The sequence below is a fragment of the Lactiplantibacillus sp. B652 genome, assembly GCF_023806745.1.
Classification (GTDB): Bacteria; Bacillota; Bacilli; order Lactobacillales; family Lactobacillaceae; genus Lactiplantibacillus; species Lactiplantibacillus pentosus.
The window spans coordinates 110930-132901 of record NZ_JAMSKY010000002.1 but is presented as its reverse complement, the minus strand read 5'-3'; the positions used below and the strand labels follow the sequence as shown (position 1 = coordinate 132901).

Genomic DNA, 21972 nt, shown 5'->3' with positions numbered 1-21972 from the left:
AGAGGAATGGTGACACAATGATTAAAATTGCGATTGATGCTATGGGTGGCGATTACGCGCCTAACGCAGTGATTGAAGGGGTTGAACAGGCTCGGGACTTATTTGAGGACACGGTCTTTTTACTCTATGGGCAACGAGATGTGATCAACGCCCAACTGAAAAACCGGGACCGGATTCAGATTATCAACGCTGATGAAGTGATTACGATGGAAGATGAACCAGTTCGAGCGGTTCGCCGTAAAAAGCACTCGTCAATCGTGATGGCGGCCCAAGCAGTCAAAGATGGGCAAGCGGACGCCTTCTTCTCCGCCGGTAATTCGGGAGCGGTGCTCGCGGCTGGCTTATTTATCGTCGGACGAATCAAAGGGATTGACCGGCCGGGACTCGTGACCGTTTTGCCGGTCGTCCGTAACGCCAATCAGTCTAACTTTGTCATGATGGATATCGGTGCCAATGCGGACAGTAAGCCTTTGAACCTTCAACAATACGGTGTCTTAGGGACGTACTACGCTGAGCGGATGATGCAGGCCAAACATCCTCGGGTCGCGCTGTTAAACAATGGGACTGAGGACGACAAGGGGAATAAAGTACACAAGGCGGCCTTTGAACTGCTTTCGCAAACGGAAGGGGTCAACTTTATCGGTAACGTTGAATCTCGCGATTTATTGAACGGGGTGGCGGATGTTGTCGTCACTGACGGGTTCACGGGTAACGCGGTATTGAAAAGTATCGAAGGGACCGCGCGCTCAATGCTGGGTCTCGTGAAGGATGCGGTCTACAATACCGGGATTAGTGGTAAACTGGGTGGCTTACTCCTCAAGAACGGGTTCAACGAGATTCGCTCACAAATGGACTACTCGCAATATGGTGGTGCCGTGCTACTGGGCTTGAAAGCGCCAGTTGTCAAGACGCATGGTTCTAGTAAAGCGCCGACGATCGTTAATACGATCCGGCAAATTCGGCAGATGGTCAGCACCGATATCGTACCGGGTGTCGCGGAATATTTTGCAAATCAACAGGCTAATCAGCAAGCAAGTGTAGACAATCCTGCTGAAAACGATTAGAATACTTTAGTGAATTCAAGTTAGTGAGGGATTTTTACATGACGAAAGAAGAAATTTTCGATAAAATTGCGGATATCATTGCTGATCGGTTCGAAGTTGATAAGGCAACGATTACCAACAGCATGAACTTGCAAACCGATTTGGATGCTGATTCCATTGATTTTGTCGAGTTTGTACTCGAATTAGAAGATACCTTTGGTAGTGAGATTTCAGATGAAGATGCTGAAAAGCTATCAACGGTCGGTGAAGTGGTCGATTACGTGGCTGCTCATCAAGCTAAATAAGACGATCCGCCTTAAAAACAGGTATGCGATGTGCAGCGTACCTGTTTTTAATTGGCCTGAATCACGTCTCACCTAGGCGCTAACGTTGTTATTAACCCCTAAATCATAGTATAATGTTATGATACGCAATGGCTTGACCGGTGTGTCTCCATGGACAAGCGTATTTTTGATGCCCCCAGCACAACTGGGATTGACAGGCATTCAAACAAAATCTGAAAGGAAGTTTCAAATGATAACTGAATTAGCTGCAATGCTCAAAGAACGCTTTGGCATCGTCTTCAATGATCCTGCGTTACTAGCGGAGGCCTTTACTCAGGCGTCATACGTCAACGAGCATCAGGATCAGCAATTAAAATATTACGAACGGGTCGAATTTTTGGGGGATGCCGTCTTGGAATTAGTGGTATCCGAATATTTATACAAACGTTATAAAGACATGCCCCAAGGCAAGTTGACTCGTTTACGGGCAGCAATGGTCTGCGAAGAAAGTTTCGCCAGCTTTGCTCGTGAATGTGACTTTCCACAATATATTCGTCTAGGTAAGGGTGAACAAAAGGCCCGCGCATGGGAACGTGATTCACTGTTATGTGACATCTTCGAATCCTTCGTGGGTGCGCTCTACCTGGACCAAGGCCGCGAACCCGTCTTGAAGTTCGTTCACCAAGTGATTTTTCCAAAGCTGGATGAAGGACGTTTTGACGGCGTGTTCGATTATAAGACCACGTTACAGGAATACCTCCAACGTGACGGTGATGTGGCCATTGAATATCAGCTGATCGAACAGGAAGGCCCAGCTAACGAACGTTCTTATGAGGTTGCCGTCGTTGCCGATGGTCAAAAAATCGGTGAAGGTCGCGGCCATTCCAAGAAGGAAGCTGAGCAGAGTGCTGCCCGGCAAGCCTATTCACAGTTACAACAACAATAATCAACGATTGGGTGGACGTTTAGTGGTCAAAAATTGCAGGTTGTCATCAGTTGAAGACGTACTGGTCCTAGTCTGCGTGTGACTCGCGATGCGATTATGACAGTGCGTGGGCGACTAACTAGCAACCGGTCAAGCAACCCGGAGCCGTCCGTTGCCTGCTCGTTTAAGTCAATGGACGTGTGCGGTGATCAGTGCCATTAAATAGTCAGCCAACCCAAGACGACTAATAATTACAGGAAGTTTGTGTCGAATGCAACTTAAATCATTAGAAATCAGTGGATTCAAATCGTTCGCTGATAAAACCAAAATTGATTTTCAAGCCGGAATGACGGGAATTGTCGGCCCAAACGGTAGTGGTAAGAGTAACATTATTGAAGCTATTCGCTGGGTGCTTGGTGAGCAGGCGGTCAAAAGTCTGCGTGGCACCAAGATGACCGATGTGATTTTTGCCGGCTCGGCGAATCGCAAACCGTTAAATATGGCGAAAGTCACGATTACTTTTGATAATAGTGATCATTTTCTCCCCCTCGACTATGCTGAGGTCAGTATCACGCGGAAACTCTTCCGTAATGGGGATAGCGATTATTTAATTAATAATCAATCCTGTCGTTTAAAAGATATTACTAATTTGATGATTGATACTGGACTGGGCAAAGATTCATTTTCAGTGATTTCACAAGGCCGAGTCGAGGCCGTGTTTAACGCTAAACCAGAAGACCGCCGTAGCATCATTGAAGATGTCGCGGGGGTATTGAAATATAAAAAAGATAAGCTCACGACGGAAAATAAGCTGGCCGAAACGACTGATTATTTAGACCGCGTGAATGATATTATCGCTGAATTAAATCAGCAAAAAGGCCCGCTAGAAGAACAAGCCAGCTTGGCACGCGACTATCAGGATCAAAAGCAAAAGTATGATTATCTAGACCGCTCACGGCTGGTCAAAAAGTTGACGATTGCTCGTGACCAGTTACAAGGCGTCAACGAAAAACTGACTAATGCGAAGGCACTGGTTGCCAAGTACCAGCGAGATGTGGATGCGGGTGCGACCAAATTGGCCGAGCTTAAAACGCAACAAACGGCTGCCTTGAAGCATAAGGATGAGTTAGCCGCTCAGAATCTCGATTTGACCAAGACCATTGAGAATACACAGGGTCAGCAAGGGGTCGACGCAGAACGGCGGCAAAATCAACAATCTGAACAGGAACGTTTGAATGCGACGCTGACGACGACTGAGCGGCAGATTGCTGAACTGACCGAGCAACAAGGCCAGCTGCAGCAAACCTTGGCTGAGCAACAAAATCAAGTTAAAACCTTAAAGGCGACGGTTGCTGAGCTGACAACGGCCACTAGTGCTGCTGGACGCCAACAATTGGCGGATGAGCTAGAGAAGCTACGCAATGCTTATATTGATGAAAAGCAGATCCAGGCCGAACTGAATAATGAAGCCAAAAACTTAACTAAGCAACATCAACAATCAGGAACGCAGAGTAGCGCATTAGCCGAACGATTGGCCCAAGCGCAAGCGAACTTGAAACGGGTCCAGACAACCGTCGACGTGCATAATCGCGACCAACGGGACTTAGAAAATCAAGTCAATCAGCAACAGTCGAAACTAACGGCCCAACAGGCGCAAGTTAAGCACAACGCTGAAGAAATCGATACTCAGCAACAACGCTGGTTGGATGCGGCAGGGATGATGCAACGTGAAAAGTCGCGGTTAGAAGCCCTGCAAGCCGTTCAGGAACGCTACACGAATTTTTATGCGGGTGTGCGGATGGTCTTACAACACCGGCAGCAATTCAGCGGGGTCGCCGGTGCGGTCTCAGAATTACTGACCGTGCCAGCACAGTACACGAAAGCGGTCGAAGTGGCGTTAGGTGGCCAGTTGCAAAACGTGGTCTGTGACACGCAACAAACGGCTAAAGCGGTCGTTAATTTCTTGAAGCAAAATCATGCTGGTCGGGCGACGTTTCTGCCGATTGAACGAATCACGGCACGGCAATTGCCAGTTAATACGGAACACGAACTGTTACAACAGCCCGGTGTTTTAGGCGTTGCCAGCGAGCTAGTCGATTGTGAACCGCGACTGATGGCAATCAAGCGCTATTTATTAGGCACAACTGCCATTGTGGATACGCTGGATCATGCCATGGCGATTTCACGAACACGCCGTTTCCGGTGCAAACTGGTCACGGTCGATGGTGAAACGATTGCGGCAAGTGGTGCGATTACTGGTGGGGCGACGCGTCACGACGATAACGGTCTGTTACAACAACAGCAATCTGCTGAAAAGATTGCAGCTAATGTTCAGCAAATGCAATCCGAACTCGTGACCTACGAACAAGGGTTGGCCGACTTAAAGAAAGCCAACCAGGATCTGACAGCTCAGGTTGAAACTTCACGTCAACAACTCAGCCAGCTTAAGGACCAACTCAGCCAAGTGCAGGCACAATTACAGGCTGCACAGAGCGAACAGACTCAGCTGAGTCGGCAAGTCAAGGCCTTGGCCTATGAACAGCAGCAAGCACAAGCCGATGATAGTTACGATGAGTTGGTAGCGCGCAATCAACAGGCCCAAGCGGAGAACGCCGCTAAGCTAGCGGATTATCAAGCTAAGATGGCGACCGTTCAGCAACAACAAACTGACTATGAAAGCTATCAACAGACTCAGGCAGCTAAACTGCAGGCGCAACGTGAAGCGCTGATTACGGCGCAAGAGCACGTCAAGCAGACACAGCAACAGTTAACGCAATGTCAAACTAATTTGGCTCAAGCACAACAGACTAAGCAGCAAACGGAACAAGACCTAGCTGCGATCCAAACGACCTTAGCCAGTCAGCAGATGTCCGTGGCTGAGCGTGATGCGGTCTTAAAGAAGGCTAAAGCGCAACAAACGGAGGTCCAAAAAGCACAGGCTACTTGTGAAAATCAATTAGCAACCCTCAATGACGATGTTGAAGCGTTGTCGACTAAGCAAGTGCGGCTGCAGCAATTAGCAGCCGCGGCGACGGATGACTATCGGCGCTTAGAACTCAGTCAGACAAAGCTCACCGGCGAAGTCGACCATGCGACGGCTGATTTAGCCGAGAAGTATCAACTGACGGTTGCAGCGGCTCAAGAAGACGTCAGTCCGCTCGAATTACCAGCCATTAGCGAGCAATTGAAACTACTCAAACGGGGGCTGGATGAAATTGGAACGGTCAACCTTGGTGCCATTGACGAGTTTGAGCGGGTCAAGGAACGCTTTGACTTCTTGAACAATCAAGCCAATGACTTGAAGGAAGCTAAGGAACATCTGCTGCAAACGATGACTGACTTGGATACGACGGTGGCGACTCGCTTCAAAACCGCTTTTGACCAAGTCGCCAGCGAATTCAGTACGATTTTTGAGCAAATGTTTGGCGGCGGGAAGGCTGAATTGATTTTAACGGATCCGGACCACTTATTGACCAGTGGGGTCGACATCATGGCCCAGCCACCTGGTAAAAAGTTCCAGCGACTGAGTCTGCTCTCTGGTGGTGAACGGGCATTGACGGCGATTACGTTACTGTTTGCCATTTTAGCAGTTCGGCCCGTGCCATTTAGTATTTTGGATGAAGCCGAAGCGGCGTTGGATGATGCCAATGTCGACCGTTTCAGCCAGTACTTGAATGATTTCCAAACGGGCACGCAATTCGTGATTATCACGCACCGTAAAGGGACGATGATGCACGCTGACGTGCTATATGGGGTCACGATGGAAGAATCTGGGGTCTCCAAAATGGTTTCGGTCTCATTATCAGACTTGAAAGATAATCAAAATTAAAATAAAAGGGAAGTGTTACAGATGGGATTATTTAGTCGATTAAAAAAGGCGTTCAGCTTACCTGAATCCGATGACTCACAGGCCAATTCGACCGCTAGTGCCGCTTCTGCAACGGCGAGTCAAGCGTCGGCACCTACTTCTGCGGCTAGCAATACGACGTCCCAACAATCAATGACGGCGGTCAACGAGACGACGACCTCTGAAAGTAGCGCCAATTCGAGTGCCGCTGACAGTACTAGTGCTGAAAATCAGCACGCAACGGTCGCTGCAAGTGAAGCTGATGTCCGTGAAGCAACAGTTGAGGCACAAACAGACGCACAATCTCAAGTCGATGTTGAACCAACTGAGCAGTCGGCCGCCGACAATGAAGAAGCGACCGTTTCAGCTGCGCCACTAACGGCCAGTGAGATGGTGGCCCAGTCTTTAGCGGCCTTACGTGAATCAGCCGCTCAAGCAGGAACGGCCAAAACCAGTGAAGCACCAGTTTCCAGCGATACTGCGGTAGCCAGTCAGTCGGCACCAGTTGAGTCCGTGGCCTCTCAAGTAGCGACCCAATCGGAAGAGACCGTGACTGACCAGCAGTCTACGGTTGAAACCACACCAGCAGCTGAAAACAAAGATACGTCGGCAGAATCTGAAACGCCAGCGACGACAGAAGCTGAAGCCAACGACGAACCGACCGAAGCAGAACGGTATGACCGCGGTTTGAAGAAGTCACGGAAGACGTTCGGGGACCGCATCAATGCGTTCTTAGCAAACTTCCGGCACGTCGATGAAGCGTTCTTTGACGACTTGGAAGATACCTTGATCGAATCCGATGTAGGTTACGAAACGGCGATGCGTATCAGTGATGAACTACGCGATGAGGTCAAACTCAAGAATGCGAAGAGCAAGAAAGAAATTTCAAGCGTCATCGTTGAAAAGCTGGTTGATATGTACGGTGAAGCCGGTGAAGGCGAAGATAATTCGATTCACATGGCTGCCAGTGGCCCAACCGTGATTTTATTCGTTGGGGTCAACGGGGCCGGTAAGACGACCACCATCGGTAAAATGGCCAATATGTATAAGCAACAGGGCAAGAAAGTCTTGTTGGCGGCTTGCGATACCTTTAGAGCTGGGGCCATCCAGCAGTTACAAGTCTGGGGGCAACGCGATGGGGTTGACGTCGTCGCTAAGGCCGAGAAGAGTGATCCAGCCTCGGTCTGCTTCGATGCCGTCAAAAAGGCTAAGGCCGAAGATTACGACGTGCTATTCGTCGATACTGCCGGTCGGTTGCAAAACAAAGTCAACTTGATGAATGAGTTGGAAAAAATCAAACGGGTCATCACCCGTGAGATCCCGGACGCGCCCCATGAGGTGTTACTGGTCTTAGACGCAACCACCGGGCAAAATGCCCTCAATCAAGCCAAGTTGTTTAAACAATCTACGGATGTCAGCGGAATCGTCCTGACGAAACTCGATGGGACGGCTCGTGGTGGGATCGTGCTGGCAATTCGTAATGAGCTACATCTCGCTGTCAAGTACGTGGGATTAGGCGAAAAGGTCACTGATTTACGACCGTTTAATGCCAACGACTTTGTTTATGGCTTGTTCAAGGATATTATTACTGGCTAATCGCTGTTGAAGCGTATCTAGCTGACCATAAATGGTAATTGTTCCGGTCGGGAACGATTGCCATTTATTTTTAACTGAAATCGCGACTGATAGTTGACGAATGCCGATAAAATCGGTACTCTTATTTAGTGTGTAGTCTGTGATTATGAGCGTGAGGAGTCCCGCATGGAAATTGAAAAAAATTATCGAATCAATTCGTTATTTGAGTTCTACGAGCCCTTGTTAACGAACAAGCAAAAAGAATATATTCAACTGTACTACGCTGACGACTATTCCTTAGGCGAGATTGCAGCGGAATTCTCCGTTTCACGGCAGGCCGTGTATGACAATATCAAACGGACGGAAAAGATCTTAGAAGGTTACGAAGCTAAGCTGCACCTCTACAAGGACTTCGTGGAACGTAATCATGAAGTCGACGCGATCTCTGACTATATTAAGCAACATTATCATGGGGATACCCAGTTAATTAAGATGATTCAACAACTAGTCAACTTAGAAGCTGACTCAGAATAATAATAAAGGTTAGGTGACACCAATGGCATTTGAAGGCCTAACGGAACGGTTACAAAAAGCAATGACCAATTTACGGCGCAAAGGGAAGATCTCGGAAAGCGATTTACGAGCCACGATGCGTGAAATTCGGTTAGCCTTACTGGAAGCCGACGTTAACTTTACGGTGGTTAAGGATTTTGTTAAAACGGTTCGCGAACGCGCGCTCGGCGCAAAGGTGCTGGAAGGGTTAAATCCAGCACAACAAATTGTGAAGATCGTTGATGAAGAATTAACGAAAACGATGGGTGAAAAAGCAGTCCCACTGAATAAATCACCTAAAATTCCAACCGTTATCATGATGGCTGGGCTTCAAGGGGCCGGGAAAACGACGACGGTCGGTAAATTAGCCCTGAAGTTGAAGAACGAACAAAACGCACGGCCGTTAATGATTGCGGCTGACGTTTACCGGCCCGCTGCGATTGAACAATTGCAACAGGTTGGTCAGCAGATCGATGTGCCAGTCTTCCAATTAGGAACCGATGTCGATCCCGTGGAAATCGTTCGTCAAGGGATGGCGCAAGCCCAAGAAAATCATAACGATTACGTCTTCATTGATACGGCTGGGCGGCTACAAATCGATGAACAGCTGATGAATGAATTGGCCAACATCAAAGATTTAGTTCATCCAGATGAAATTTTGTTAGTTATCGATGCGATGACTGGGCAAAACGCCGTTAATACTGCCGAAGGGTTTAACGATAAGCTCGACGTCACCGGGGTCGTTTTGACCAAGTTAGATGGTGACACCCGTGGTGGGGCGGCCTTATCAATTCGCGCCGTGACTGGTAAACCCATCAAGTTCGTTGGTCAAGGTGAAAAAATGACCGACTTGGACGTCTTCCACCCAGACCGGATGGCAGACCGAATCCTTGGTATGGGTGATATGCTGACGCTGATCGAAAAAGCGCAACAGCAATACGATGAAAAACAAGCCGAAGAAATGAACCTGAAGATTCAGGAGAATACCTTTGACTTCAACGATTTCATTGACCAATTGGACCAAGTCGACAAGATGGGGAACATGGAAGACATCATGAAAATGATTCCCGGCATGGCCAACAACCCGGCCATGAAGAACCTGAACATGGATCCCAAGGATATTGCACATATTCGTGCGATCGTCTATTCAATGACCAAAGCTGAAAAGGCTGATCCAGACCTACTGAATCCGTCTCGTCGGCGGCGAATTGCGGCCGGTTCTGGACGTCCGATTCATGAAGTCAACCGGATGATCAAACAATTTAATCAGACCAAGAAAATGATGAATCAAATGTCCAAGGGGAACTTCTCCGGTATGGAAGGCCTCATGGGCGGCGCAAATGGCGGTGGCGGCATCGGCGGTAAGATGCAGCAAATGGCGATGAAGCGCATGGTTCGTCAGACGAAGAAGAAAAAACAAAAGCGTTTAGCCAAGGCCATGCGCCGTCGCAAACGCTAATCAGTAAGAATTTTTAGCCTGTCAAGAAAAAGTCCTTTACAAGCTATTGATTTACTGGTATATTATTACCTGTTAAAGAATTCGGGAGGTGTTTAAATGTCAGTCAAGATTCGTCTAAAGCGGATGGGTTCAAAGAAAAATCCATTTTACCGGATTGTTGTCGCAGATTCACGTTCACCACGTGATGGTCGTTTTATCGCCCAAGTCGGCACATACAACCCACTTACTGAACCAGCCCAAGTTAAGCTTGAAGAGGAAGATATCCTCGGTTGGTTGAACAATGGTGCCCAACCTTCAGATACGGTTAAGAATATCTTATCCAAGGCCGGTATCATGAAGAAGTACCACGAAGCTAAGTTCACTAAATAATAAAGCGGTAATAGATCATGGCAGATATTAAAGCTTTAATCATCACAGTTGTTACCCCGTTAGTTCAATACCCGGACGATATTCAAGTCAATTTCAAGGAAACCACACGGTACCTTGAATACAACTTGACGGTTAACGCCGAAGATATTGGTCGGGTCATTGGCCGGCAGGGACGGGTTGCTTCCGCAATTCGGACGATTGTGTATAGTGTCCGAGTTTCAGGACCAAAACGTGTCCGGCTTACGATCGAAGACGGACAACAAAAAAACTCTTGAGCGAAGCAGTGATGTTTTGTTTAAGAGTTTTTTATTATCCTCGGAGCAATTGCCAAGCTAGTCCGAGACCGGGATAGTCTAAATAGGGTTTGTCGCCGGATGGTCAGAGTGGGTGCTTGATTGGCATCAGATGTGTTAGAATAATTTACTTAGTCATTGAGATGAAATGAGGAGGCAGGTAACGCATGGATTACTATCGTGTTGGAACCCTAGTTAATACCCACGGCATTCGTGGTGAAGTGAAGGTCGTCGTTGTGACTGATTTTCCTGAAGAACGATTTAAAGTCGGGCAACAACTGGTCCTGTTTAAGTCGCCAGATGCAACGGCTGGTGGAATTACCGTCACAGTCGCAAAAGCACGCGAACAAAAGGGCCTATATTTTCTGACTTTTGAGGGCTTGGACAATATTAATGATGTTGAAGGTTATAAGGGATGGACGATCAAAGTGCCCGCTGAAGCCTTGCATCAATTACCAGCTGGTGAGTATTACTATCATCAAATCGTCGGTTTAGACGTCGTGACGACTGATGACGAGCCACTGGGAACGATTAAGGAAATCTTGTCACCAGGCGCCAACGATGTCTGGGTCGTTAAACGAGCACACGGACAAGCGGATGTGTTGTTGCCAAAAATTCCGCAGGTCATCAAAAAGGTTGATTTGGATGCCGGGGTCGTGACGGTTGAATTAATGGAAGGGCTGATTGATTAATGCAAATCGATATTTTAAGCCTGTTTCCAGAGATGTTTGCTGGGCCGCTGCACGAATCGATGATTGGTAACGCCATCGAAAAGCAGGTCATTAACGTGGATGTGACGAATTTCCGTGATTTTACGACCGATAAACATAACCATGTCGATGACTATCCATACGGCGGTGGTGCTGGCATGTTGCTACAGCCACAACCGATTTTTGATGCATTGGCGAGTGTTCAGGAGAAGCATCCGCAACCTGGACGCGTGATTTTGCTTGATCCAGCTGGGGTTCAGTTCAACCAACACGTCGCTGAAGACTTCGCTAAGGAAGAACACCTGACCTTCATCTGTGGCCATTATGAAGGCTATGATGAACGGATTCGGTCATTAGTGACGGATGAAGTCTCATTAGGCGATTATGTCCTAACTGGTGGCGAACTTGGTGCGATGGTGATGATTGACGCCACTGTTCGCTTGTTGCCAGGTGTGTTGGGGAATGAGGACTCCGCACCAGGGGATTCGTTCTCGAGTGGCTTGTTGGAATATCCCCAATACACACGCCCAGCTGATTTCCGGGGTATGAAAGTCCCTGACATCTTACTGAGTGGGGATCACGGTAAAATCGATGACTGGCGCTTAGAACAGGCGCTTAAACGCACCTATGAACGGCGGCCCGATATGTTAGCGGGTTTGTCGTTGTCTGGCAAGGCGCGGCAGATGCTAGCTGAAATCAAAGCGGACGCGGAACAAGCATAGCATGTGCGCACCAGTTCGATGAAAAAGTTAAGAAAAACTTGCACGTCCGGTCGCGGATGTGGTATTCTATTTATTGGCTATTGTGCCCATTAACGATGTTCCGCTGACCAGGTTGTCACGAATGTCGGCGAAAGGAAGAAATACATTATGCGTCAAAATCAATTAATCGAAAAGATCACCAACGAACAACTTCGTACGGATATCCCTGATTTCCGTGCCGGTGATACAGTTCGTGTTCATGCACGAGTTGTCGAAGGTACTCGCGAACGGATCCAATTATTCGAAGGTGTTGTTATCAAGCGCCATGGTTCCGGTATCAGCGAAACCTATACTGTTCGTAAGATCAGTAACGGTGTTGGTGTGGAACGGACATTCCCATTACACACACCACGGGTTGCCGCAATTGATGTCGTTCGTCAAGGTCGCGTACGTCGTGCCAAGTTATACTACTTGCGTAACTTACATGGTAAGGCTGCTCGTATCCCAGAACGTCGTCGTGGCTAAATCACAACGTCAACAATCATTGGTTGCAGCTTAGGCTGGGCTAATGGTGAGGACAGGTCATCACATTTTTGTGGTGGCCTGTTTTTTTACACCTTTTTTGTGGGATGCGATGACGTGTTTTGTTTGCCATTGGTGTTAAGTTTGTCGCTTTTGTACGTAAGACTAGGGCGTTAAAATAAAGTTTCATGGAAAGCTCGCTAACCTAATGCGTCTCACGCCAAAACGTTTCTTGGCCGTTAATCTTGAAAAGGCCAAAAACAGATTGCTGGTTAATATTGTAGCGGGCAGCCACTTAAATTAGCAGCCTCGTAAAGGACGCACTTTTTGGTTAGTTGCTACTTTTTGGAAACTATCGAACAAAAAAGTGCCTACTTCTATTTTCAAAATATCCAAGTTATGATGAATTTGCAAAGAAAAATTTGCATTGAATAATTTGGAGGCAGTCGATTATGAATCATAAAAGATGGCGAGTTGTACCAGCAATCATTGCGACAGCGATTATGAGCTTTGCAGGAGTCTTGATTGAAACATCCATGAATGTTACTTTTCCAACTCTAATGGCTGAGTTCAACACCACTAGTGCAACAATTCAATGGGTAACGACTAGCTACTTGTTAGCACTAGCAATTGTTATTCCACTTTCAACTTTTTTAGTTCGTAATTTTTCAATTAAAACACTATTTATCACTGCCAATTTATTATTTGCTTTAGGCGTACTCCTGGATTTTCTTTCTCCAAGTTTATTAGTTCTTGTGCTTGGAAGGATCATTCAAGGAGTCGGAACGGGGATAGCTCTGCCACTAATGTTTGATATCATTTTGAATTACGCACCAAAAAGTAAACGGGGCTTAATGATGGGGATTGCAACGATGACCACTTCTTTAGCGCCCGCAATTGGTCCAACATATGGTGGCTTGATGCTTTCGTTATTTGACTGGCGTCGTATTTTTTTATTTTTGCTTCCATTTTTAGTCCTATCTCTATTTTTAGGTGTGGATGGCATCGGATATGAAAGTCATAAGAGAGGGGAACCATTTAACTTTATTAGTTTTCTCTGCTTGGCAATTGGTCTATCTACATTATTGCTAGCTATAGAAAACTTATCTTGGTTTTTGGGCCTCATCAGCTTGATCAGTTTTGGATTTTTTTATCGTTTCAACAGAAACAAACCAATTCTCAATTTGACTATTTTTAAAAACAGTCAATTTGTTACTGGACTATTTGGTGTGTTAGCGATTCAAGCAACTGTTTTGGGCTTATCCTTCATTCTGCCGAATTATTTACAACTTAGATTACATGTTTCTGCCGCGCTATCAGGCCTTTTTATGTTTCCCGGTGCAATTCTGGTTGCAGTTTTGGCCCCTTTGTCCGGCATTATCATGGATCGATTTGGCCCTTATCGCCCAATCTTGTTAGGGCTAATGCTAATGTTTATTGGGATGCTTTTGACAACTGTTTATTTTTCTCGGGCCAGTTTTATGGCGCTATTAATGTTTGATGTTGTATTGATGATGGGTGTTGGTTTTGCGGCGAGCAATCTGATGGCAGTGGCTTTATCGCAACTAACAAAATCTGAACAAACAGATGGAAATGGTATCTTGAATACGCTCCAGCAGTTTGTTGGTGCGATGAGTACAACCATCGTAGCCAGTTTATTTAGTACATTTCAAGGAACAACAGGAGGTAATCTAGGTGTTTTGTTATTGTTAATTGTTCTGACAGTGGCTTCAGTCTTATTCATGTTTAAAGGTAGACAGATGCGTATTTAATGTTCATGTGGGATTGTCATGTCCGGCCGTACTCAAGCTATACTTTATACTGACTGCCATGTCAGCGAAGTACCTGTGATCCGGCTTGCAGATAAAGATTCCAACAGAAACGAGATGCTATCAGCAAGCCGTAATTTAAGGCAAAAGCCATAATTTTTGGATTGGACTGCTGCGAGACTGGCGGCCAGCCTCAGACACTTCTGCTCTTATGGAAAGGACGCCAATAGTTGGTTGTGCCTCATATCTAAAATCGATCAGCACTTTTTTGTGGTGATCTATTTTTCGTCCCGATTTTTAGGATCCAACTAGCGAGAAGTCGTCATCTTCTGTGACCGTACAAATTGTGATAATCGACGAATTAATCTCAGAATACAAGAAGTGATTGGTGCGGTTCAAATCGAAAAATAACGGTTTATCTGGTAACGATGTTGAATGAACAAAGCATCCGAAGAATGAGGCTAGACCTGAGTTTGGTCGATAAACTAACAGCGTTATAACGTTAATCGATACCATTGGTCAACAATATTACCACATAAGTTAATATTTACCCTTGTTATTTCCACCTGTTTGAACATATACTAATGATTGAAGGGGTCAATTGAGTAGCTATTTTATAATTAAAACTGGGGATTAAATCACATCAAAACGTTCGCGATCAGTGCGAATATCGATTGATTAATTTAGCTCACTTATTATCCTCATATGTTCGAACTTTGGAGGCTGTATCATGAAAAATCGATTCAATCAAATGGGTTTAACAAGTAAGACGCATTTTAAACTTTACAAGTCTGGCCGGCGTTGGGTAACTGCCGGCATCACGGTGTTTTCAGTTGGACTTGGTTTAACGTTTAGTCAGGTGGAACAAGTCAAAGCGGCAACTAGTACGGCTGCGGATGACGCCGAAAGTAGCAGCAATGTCAATGCGAGTGCGACCACGGTCAAGAGCCAGACCGTGGTTTTAAAGTCAGGGGCTTCGTCGACGACTGAGAAAGCGGATACTGCTGCCACGGCAAGCACTGCGGCGGAGACAACGTCGACGGCAAAGTCTGATGAAGCGACTAAAACTGATTCAGGGAGCACCGGGGCTAAGACAGATGCCACCACTAATTCGTCGAGGACTGCGACTAAAACCGGGGATGCAACGTCGACAACTGCAACGGATGAGACTAGTACGGTAAATGCTTCCAGCGATAATACTAAAGCGGATACAACCGCAACGGTTTCGAGTGATACGGTCGTTTCCCAATCTGAAACAAGTGACACGCAATCAACGGTGGCTTCAAAATCTGATTCAGCCAGTGTTGCGACCACTAATCAGGCTACTACGGATGAATCAACGGGGACTAGTGTGCTTTCGGATGCGACGACCCCGGCAACGACGCAAGGTACTAAGGACGATTCAAATACGAGTAATCAGAATGGTAATCAAGAGAACCCGTCGACGGGTAATTCCACGACTGATGCGACAACGGATAGTTCGAATGACAGCGACTCTAGTGAACAGGCAAGTGATACTGCCTCAGAATCAGATGTTGCAGTCAATGCCTCAGTAGATTCTAGCGCGACGCCAATGACGCGTTTGCGGACGAATGCAACAATGGCCGCGCTAAGTTTAACACCGACAACCACCAGCACCTCACTGACGACTAAATCAGCCATTCAGGCTGTATCGGCGGTAGCCAGCGCGGATGAAACCCAGGCGACGGTCTCACTAGCGACCAAGGGCACTGTCTCGATGACCTATCATGTGAATAACGCGGCCCTGAATTATTTGGGTGATCATATTAGTGGACCAGAAGCTAGCCCGGATAATGATATCGCTTACAATATTCAAGATGCAGCTGGTAATTACTTAACGGATACGAACGGTCAAAAAGTCAATCTATTATATTTATTATTTATGGATGTAGGCAATGTTAAAGATTATTTTGATATTGCTTATAAAGATGTCAACGGCCAGGTCACGAATTATAATGGCGATACCGATTTGGCAGAGCTTGATCAAGTCGGAACTTATGCCTTTACATTGAGTGCTGCTGGAAAATCAGCGATGGCTGACATTATTCAGGAATATGCGACTTACTATGACCTTGCGGACGATGTCAACTTAGATGACTATGTGCCAACATTTTCAGCGGATGCTTCAGCCTATACCTTTACCGTCAAAATTTCGCCAGCAACCATTACAAACGAAGGTGTTGGAAATATTTTGTTGATGGCGGCAACTTCTCAGGAATATTCTGGTTCACTGACAATGTTGCCACAAGTTACGGTCAGGGATGGCTCGAGTAAAATAATTCTTCAAATCAAGAACGGCGTCATTACCGCCGCAAGTGATGATATCGCTGGCCAGGCCAATCAAACCATTCTGACTGCAGCAGATTTCACGGACACTTACCAAGGTGCTGAACCAAATCTAACGGGTGTCGATGTTGGATCGTACACGATGACCTTGAACGCGGCCGGGCAGGCGGCCATTCAAGCGGCACTAGGGTCCAATTACGTTCTCGACGCATCGTCAGTGTTCACCAAAACTAGTAATAAAGTAACGGCTGCACCACTAGAACTGACCGCTGCTGATGCCACCGTGACATACGATGGTAAGGCCCACGGGACTAGCGTCAGTGTCACTAGTGGAACGGCGTATGATCAATTTGATTTTACAACGCCAACTGAAATCAATGCCGGCTCTTACACCATGACGGCGGGATTGGCTGATGCCGACCAAGCGGCACTTTTATCCAAAAATTATACCGTTACCAAGATTAATGGCACACTCGTGATTAAGCCGGCAGCCCTAACTGTAACCGTGAACAATGCGAGTGTTGATTACGATGGGCAGGCGCATGGGACGGCGGCGAGTGTCACCAGCGGGACCAATTATGATGCGTTGACCTTTACCGCCGTTACCGCGGATGGCAGTGGGACTGCAACTGAAACCAATGCGGGATCGTATGCCATGACCGGTACAACTGCCGATGCAACACAAAATTATCAAATCACGTATGTGAATGGCACGTTGACGATCAATACCGTTAAGGCCACGATTACCATTCCGAGTCAGGTTTATTGGGTTGATGGCACGACTAAAAATTTGACGGCGACCGTTTCTGGGACCGTTAATGGCGAGTCACTGAGCTATCGTCTGACTGACGGGATGAGTTCGGTGGGTACCAAAACCATTACCGCGACTGTCGATCAGACCAGTGCGGTCAATCAAAACTATCAAATTGGTGTGACGCCCGGTACTTTAACGCTTGGTGATGTGGACGTCGTCTATCGTTACGAGTACATCGATGCAGATGGACAGACGCATGTCGTGGCAACGGACACGGGTCGTGCGACCCACGGGACGGATGTGACTGCTGACGATTATTTGAAATACACGACTGTTGGACAGCCTAAAACTGGCTACACCTTAAAATCCGATAATACAGGCATCGCTGCGAATGGGACGTTAAGCGATGAGGGCGGCACCGTGGTCTACGTTTATTTAGCGAATACAGAAAAGGCCACCGTGACGTATGTCGATGGGACGACGGGGGCCACACTAACGGCTGCTCCCTTGGAAGGTGCTTACGGCACGACTTCTGACTATCGAACAGCTGACACGATTGCGAACTATGAGAATAATGGCTATGAGTTGGTTAGTGATAACTATCCGAACAACGGTGTGTCCTTCGATGAGGATGGAACTGTCAAAAGCTTTCAAGTCACCTTGGTTCATAAGTTTGTTACGGTGACGCCGGATGACCCTGGATATCCTGGGGAACCAATTGAACCTGATAATCCGAATGGGCCAAAATATCCAGTCGGGACAGCGACCGATGATCTGACTGAAGCTGTCCGCCAAACGATTGAATACCGCTACCAAAATGGCAGTCAGGCTGTGGCTGATAATGTGCAAACACTGACGTTTAGCCGCACCGCCACGGTTGATGAAGTCAATCAAGCGGTAGTTTATACGGATTGGTTAACCAGTGGCGCAATCACTGGTGCTTATCAAACGGTCGTTTCGCCAGTGATTACGGGGTATACTGCCGATAAGCTCAGTGTTGCCGGTCAAGATTCAGTAACAGGAGCTAGTGATAACACAACGATTGTGGTGACATACCAGCTTAACCAGGAAACGGCGACCGTGACATATGTCGATGGGACCACTGGAGAGACCTTGGAACCAAAAACTTTGACTGGGAATTATCAGACCTTATCTGATTACCAGACCGCTGACACCATTGCCAAATACCTTGATCTGGGCTATCAATTAGCTAGTGATAATTTTCCGGCCTCTGGACAAATATTTGATGAGGATGGGGTTGTTCAAACTTATACGGTCACTTTGACGCACAAGTTGGTTACCGTGACGCCGGATGATCCTGGATACCCGGGTGAACCAATCGATCCTGATAATCCAAATGGTCCGACTTATCCAGTAGGGACAACGACTGCTGACTTGACTAAATCTATTCGCCAGACGATCAACTATCGCTATCAGAACGGCAGTCAGGCTGCGGCCGATAATGTCCAAACGGTGACGTTTAAGCGAAGTGGGACGGTCGATGAAGTCGCTAATACGGTCGTTTATACGGATTGGAATACTGGCAATGCGAGGACCGGGACTTACACAGCCGTGACGTCACCAATAATGACGGGTTATACGGCTGATAAGTTAAGTGTGGCCGGTAACGATGGCGTCGCCAACACTGACCTGAATACGCAGATCACGGTGACGTATACGGCCAATCAAGAACAAGCAACTGTGACCTATATTGATGCAACGACCGGGAAAACATTATCGATTGATTCCTTAACTGGTGGTTATCAAACGACATCTGACTACAGCACTGCCGCAACAATCGCCAAATACGGCAAAGCGGGTTATGCTTTAGTAACGGATGACTATCCAGTATCCGGAAACATTTTTGCAAACGACGGGAAGCCTCAAACTTACACGGTTACCCTGACGCACAAGTTGGTTACCGTGACACCGGATGATCCTGGAACCCCAGGTGAACCGATTGATCCTGATAATCCAGACGGGCCGGCTTATCCAGTTGGGACGGCGATTGATGACTTGACCAAAGCCGTTCGCCAGACAATCAATTATCGCTATCAGGACGGCAGTCAGGCTGCGGCTGATAATGTGCAAACGGTGATGTTTACTCGCACTGCGACGGTCGATGAGGTCGCTAACACAGTCGTTTACACCGACTGGACTAACGGCAGTGACACAACTGGGACCTATGCTCCGGTAATTTCGCCGGTAATGACCGGTTATACCGTTGATCAGTCGCGTGTGGCGGGTAACGATGCCGTCACCAATACTGACTCGAATACGAACGTCGTCGTGACGTATACGGCCAACCAAGAACAAGCTACCGTGACCTATATTGATGAGACGACCGGGAAAACGTTATCGATTCAGCGCTTATCTGGTGACTATCACACGGCATCTGCTTATCGGACCGCTGCGACGATTGCGAGTTACGTGAACCAGGGCTATGAATTGCTGAGCGATGATTATCCAACTTCTGGTCAGATCTTTGATCAGGATGGCGTTACCCAAGCTTATACGGTCAAACTTGGTCATCAGTTGATTACGGTCACACCAGATCAACCAGGGACGCCGGGACAGCCGATTGATCCTGATAATCCGGCTGGGCCAAGCTATCCAGCAGGGACTGCAAAGACTGATTTGACGAAAGACGTGCTTCAAACGATCAACTATCAATATCAAAATGGGCGTCAGGCTGCGGCCGATAATGTCCAAACGGTGACGTTTACGCGCACTGCGACGGTCGATGAAGTCGATCATTTAGTTATTATTTATACGGATTGGACCTCGGGTGATGGGCCACGCGGTATCTATCAAGCGATGACGTCACCAACGATTACGGGTTATACCCCTGATCAGTCACGAATTGCTGGAAATAATGCGGTTACCAGTGATGATCAGAATACGACGCTCACTGTGACGTACGCACCAAACCAGGAAACCACATTTGTTAGCTATATTGACGGGACGACGGGCAAAACGTTGGCCACTAAACAATTGACTGGCGCTTACCAATCGAAATCTGATTACCGGACAGCGGATCAAATTGCGACCTATGTCCAAGCAGGGTATGAACTGGTGAGCGACGACTTTCCAACTTCGGGATTGATTTTTAATCAGGATGGCGTCAAGCAGACGTATACGGTCAAACTTGGCCATAAATTGATTACGGTCACACCAGATCAACCGGGGACGCCGGGTCAACCGATCAATCCAGATAATCCAGCTGGGCCGACCTATCCGAGAGGCACGGCTGTACAAGATTTGACCAAGTCTGTCAGCCAAACCATCCACTATCAGTTTAGTGATGGCCGTTCTGCTGGCTCTGATCAGGTCCAAACGCTAATTTTTGATCGGAAGGCGACGATTGATGAAGTTGATGGCACCCTTGTTTACACCACTTGGCTGAATGGTACGACAGCTACTGGCCGTTATACGCCGGTAGCAACGCCGCAAATAACGGGCTATACCGCTGATCAACAGCGTGTGGCGGGCAATGAGGCAGTCACGTCTGCTGACCAGAATACTGATGTCGTCGTCACGTATACGCTGAATACGGAACAAGCGGTAATTACGTACGTGGATGCCACGACTGGTAAAACCTTAGCAACGGAGACCTTAACCGGTGACTATCAAACCGCATCCGCTTATCGAACCGCTGCGACGATTGCCAGCTACGTGAGCCGGGGCTATGAATTAACGAGTGACGACTTTCCAACTTCCGGATTGATTTTTAATCATGACGGGGTTGCGACGCACTATCTCGTTCGTTTAGCACACGGGACGGATGCAACAACGACTACTAAGACGATTACGCAAACGGTGCGTTATCAAGATGGTACCGGCAAACAACTACATGCCGATACGGTCAGGACGCTGACGTTTAGCCGTGCTGATGTGGTCGACAAAGTAACTGGTGACGTGACGGCGGGGGCCTGGTCATCAAGTGACGCTGGCAGCACGTTTGCTAGCGTGCCCGCGTTAAGTATTACTGGCTATCGAGCCACGGTGGCCGGAATTCCAGCAGTTACGGTGACCCCAACAAGTGGTGACGATGTCCAAACGATTCGTTACGTGGCGGATGAACCCAACCCTGGTGAGACGCCTAAAACGCCTAATAAGACTGTTACGGTGACGACGCCGGATAAAATCACACCGGCGAAGAAAACGCCGCAGACGGGTACACAGCAGAAGGTCAATCAAACGGCTCAAACTAAGCGAGCAACTAGTGCGACCAAGCAATCTGACCGAGTTAATCAGTCAGTTCAAGCTAAACGCCAGGTCGTTACGCCGCAAAGAAAGCAATCAACGCGCGTGCGTCATACGGCTGAAACCAAGCGTCCAGCTGCAGTGGCCAAATCCGTACAGTCGACGGCGTCAATCAAGTCATCGACAACGCAAGCGCCAGTTCGGCAGCAAGCTCAAACCCACAAGCAAGCCACTTTACCGCAGACTGGTGATGACCGGCAAGCTAGTGTGGCAGCCGAGATTCTGGGCTTGACGGCCGCTACTTTGTTGGTCGGGTTAGGGGCGTTACTCAAGAAGCGGCGCAACTAGTTGAGTTGGTGTGACTTGAGCAACGCGCCTTGTTGAGACTTGGAAAAGTGAGCCGTTGCCTTCGTTTGAAAAGATGTCGGATGGTCGACAGGCATGAACTGTAACGTGTTGGTGTCAGCCTCAATTTTAAGCGACCATTAAAACAGCTGAATGACACTGCAGTTATCAGGTCAGGCTACAATTAAATCAATATGAATAGGGTAGTAAACCACAATTTGGTTTGCCGCCCTATTTTTTGCTGCCTTATCTTTTTTTTGTGGGAAGAGAATAGCTCGAGTGGGGAAATTTCCGCCGATATTTAGCGTGTT

Annotated in this window: 14 protein-coding genes; all 14 read left to right on the top strand. The window is 47.4% G+C overall.

All coding sequences use genetic code 11. The annotated features are described in order from the left end of the window. Positions 1 to 17 precede the first annotated feature (17 nt). Positions 18 to 1064: a phosphate acyltransferase PlsX gene (plsX, locus tag MZO40_RS03345; protein ID WP_083202660.1), complete on the top strand. Its 1047-nt coding sequence runs from the start codon at positions 18 to 20 to the stop codon at positions 1062 to 1064. Between the two features lie 38 nt (positions 1065 to 1102). Further along, positions 1103 to 1348, top strand: coding sequence for an acyl carrier protein (gene acpP, locus MZO40_RS03340; protein WP_003638627.1), 246 nt, complete (start codon positions 1103 to 1105; stop codon positions 1346 to 1348). A 229-nt stretch (positions 1349 to 1577) separates the two neighbouring features. After that, positions 1578 to 2273 (top strand): ribonuclease III, encoded by a 696-nt coding sequence (gene rnc, locus MZO40_RS03335; RefSeq protein ID WP_050338761.1) that lies wholly within the window; start codon positions 1578 to 1580, stop codon positions 2271 to 2273. Between the two features lie 250 nt (positions 2274 to 2523). Then, positions 2524 to 6081: a chromosome segregation protein SMC gene (gene smc / locus MZO40_RS03330; protein ID WP_105961821.1), complete on the top strand. Its 3558-nt coding sequence runs from the start codon at positions 2524 to 2526 to the stop codon at positions 6079 to 6081. A 21-nt stretch (positions 6082 to 6102) separates the two neighbouring features. After that, entirely contained in the window at positions 6103 to 7695 is a 1593-nt protein-coding gene (ftsY, locus tag MZO40_RS03325; RefSeq protein WP_105961820.1) for a signal recognition particle-docking protein FtsY, read from the top strand. Between the two features lie 165 nt (positions 7696 to 7860). After that, entirely contained in the window at positions 7861 to 8208 is a 348-nt protein-coding gene (locus MZO40_RS03320) for a putative DNA-binding protein (RefSeq protein WP_003638631.1), read from the top strand. Positions 8209 to 8230: 22 nt separating this feature from the next. Then, positions 8231 to 9685: a signal recognition particle protein gene (ffh, locus tag MZO40_RS03315; protein WP_101873584.1), complete on the top strand. Its 1455-nt coding sequence runs from the start codon at positions 8231 to 8233 to the stop codon at positions 9683 to 9685. Positions 9686 to 9781: 96 nt separating this feature from the next. Next, the gene (gene rpsP / locus MZO40_RS03310; RefSeq protein WP_003638633.1) at positions 9782 to 10054 is read left to right on the top strand and encodes a 30S ribosomal protein S16; all 273 of its coding nucleotides are present in this window, start codon (positions 9782 to 9784) and stop codon (positions 10052 to 10054) included. Positions 10055 to 10071: 17 nt separating this feature from the next. After that, positions 10072 to 10329, top strand: a complete 258-nt coding sequence (locus MZO40_RS03305) for a KH domain-containing protein (RefSeq protein ID WP_105923047.1) — start codon at positions 10072 to 10074, stop codon at positions 10327 to 10329. Positions 10330 to 10514: 185 nt separating this feature from the next. Then, positions 10515 to 11039 (top strand): ribosome maturation factor RimM, encoded by a 525-nt coding sequence (gene rimM, locus MZO40_RS03300; protein WP_088769602.1) that lies wholly within the window; start codon positions 10515 to 10517, stop codon positions 11037 to 11039. Further along, a complete protein-coding gene (gene trmD / locus MZO40_RS03295; protein WP_088769601.1) occupies positions 11039 to 11779 on the top strand; it encodes a tRNA (guanosine(37)-N1)-methyltransferase TrmD in 741 nt (246 codons plus the stop codon). The genes rimM and trmD overlap by 1 nt, the downstream gene beginning before the upstream one ends. Before the next feature lie 147 nt (positions 11780 to 11926). Beyond that, the gene (rplS, locus tag MZO40_RS03290) at positions 11927 to 12283 is read left to right on the top strand and encodes a 50S ribosomal protein L19 (RefSeq protein ID WP_003640385.1); all 357 of its coding nucleotides are present in this window, start codon (positions 11927 to 11929) and stop codon (positions 12281 to 12283) included. A 449-nt stretch (positions 12284 to 12732) separates the two neighbouring features. Further along, entirely contained in the window at positions 12733 to 14052 is a 1320-nt protein-coding gene (locus tag MZO40_RS03285; protein ID WP_122217590.1) for an MFS transporter, read from the top strand. Positions 14053 to 14779: 727 nt separating this feature from the next. Next, on the top strand, positions 14780 to 21664 hold the full coding sequence (locus MZO40_RS03280; protein WP_252133100.1) for a mucin-binding protein: 6885 nt from the start codon (positions 14780 to 14782) through the stop codon (positions 21662 to 21664). Positions 21665 to 21972: the final 308 nt, after the last annotated feature.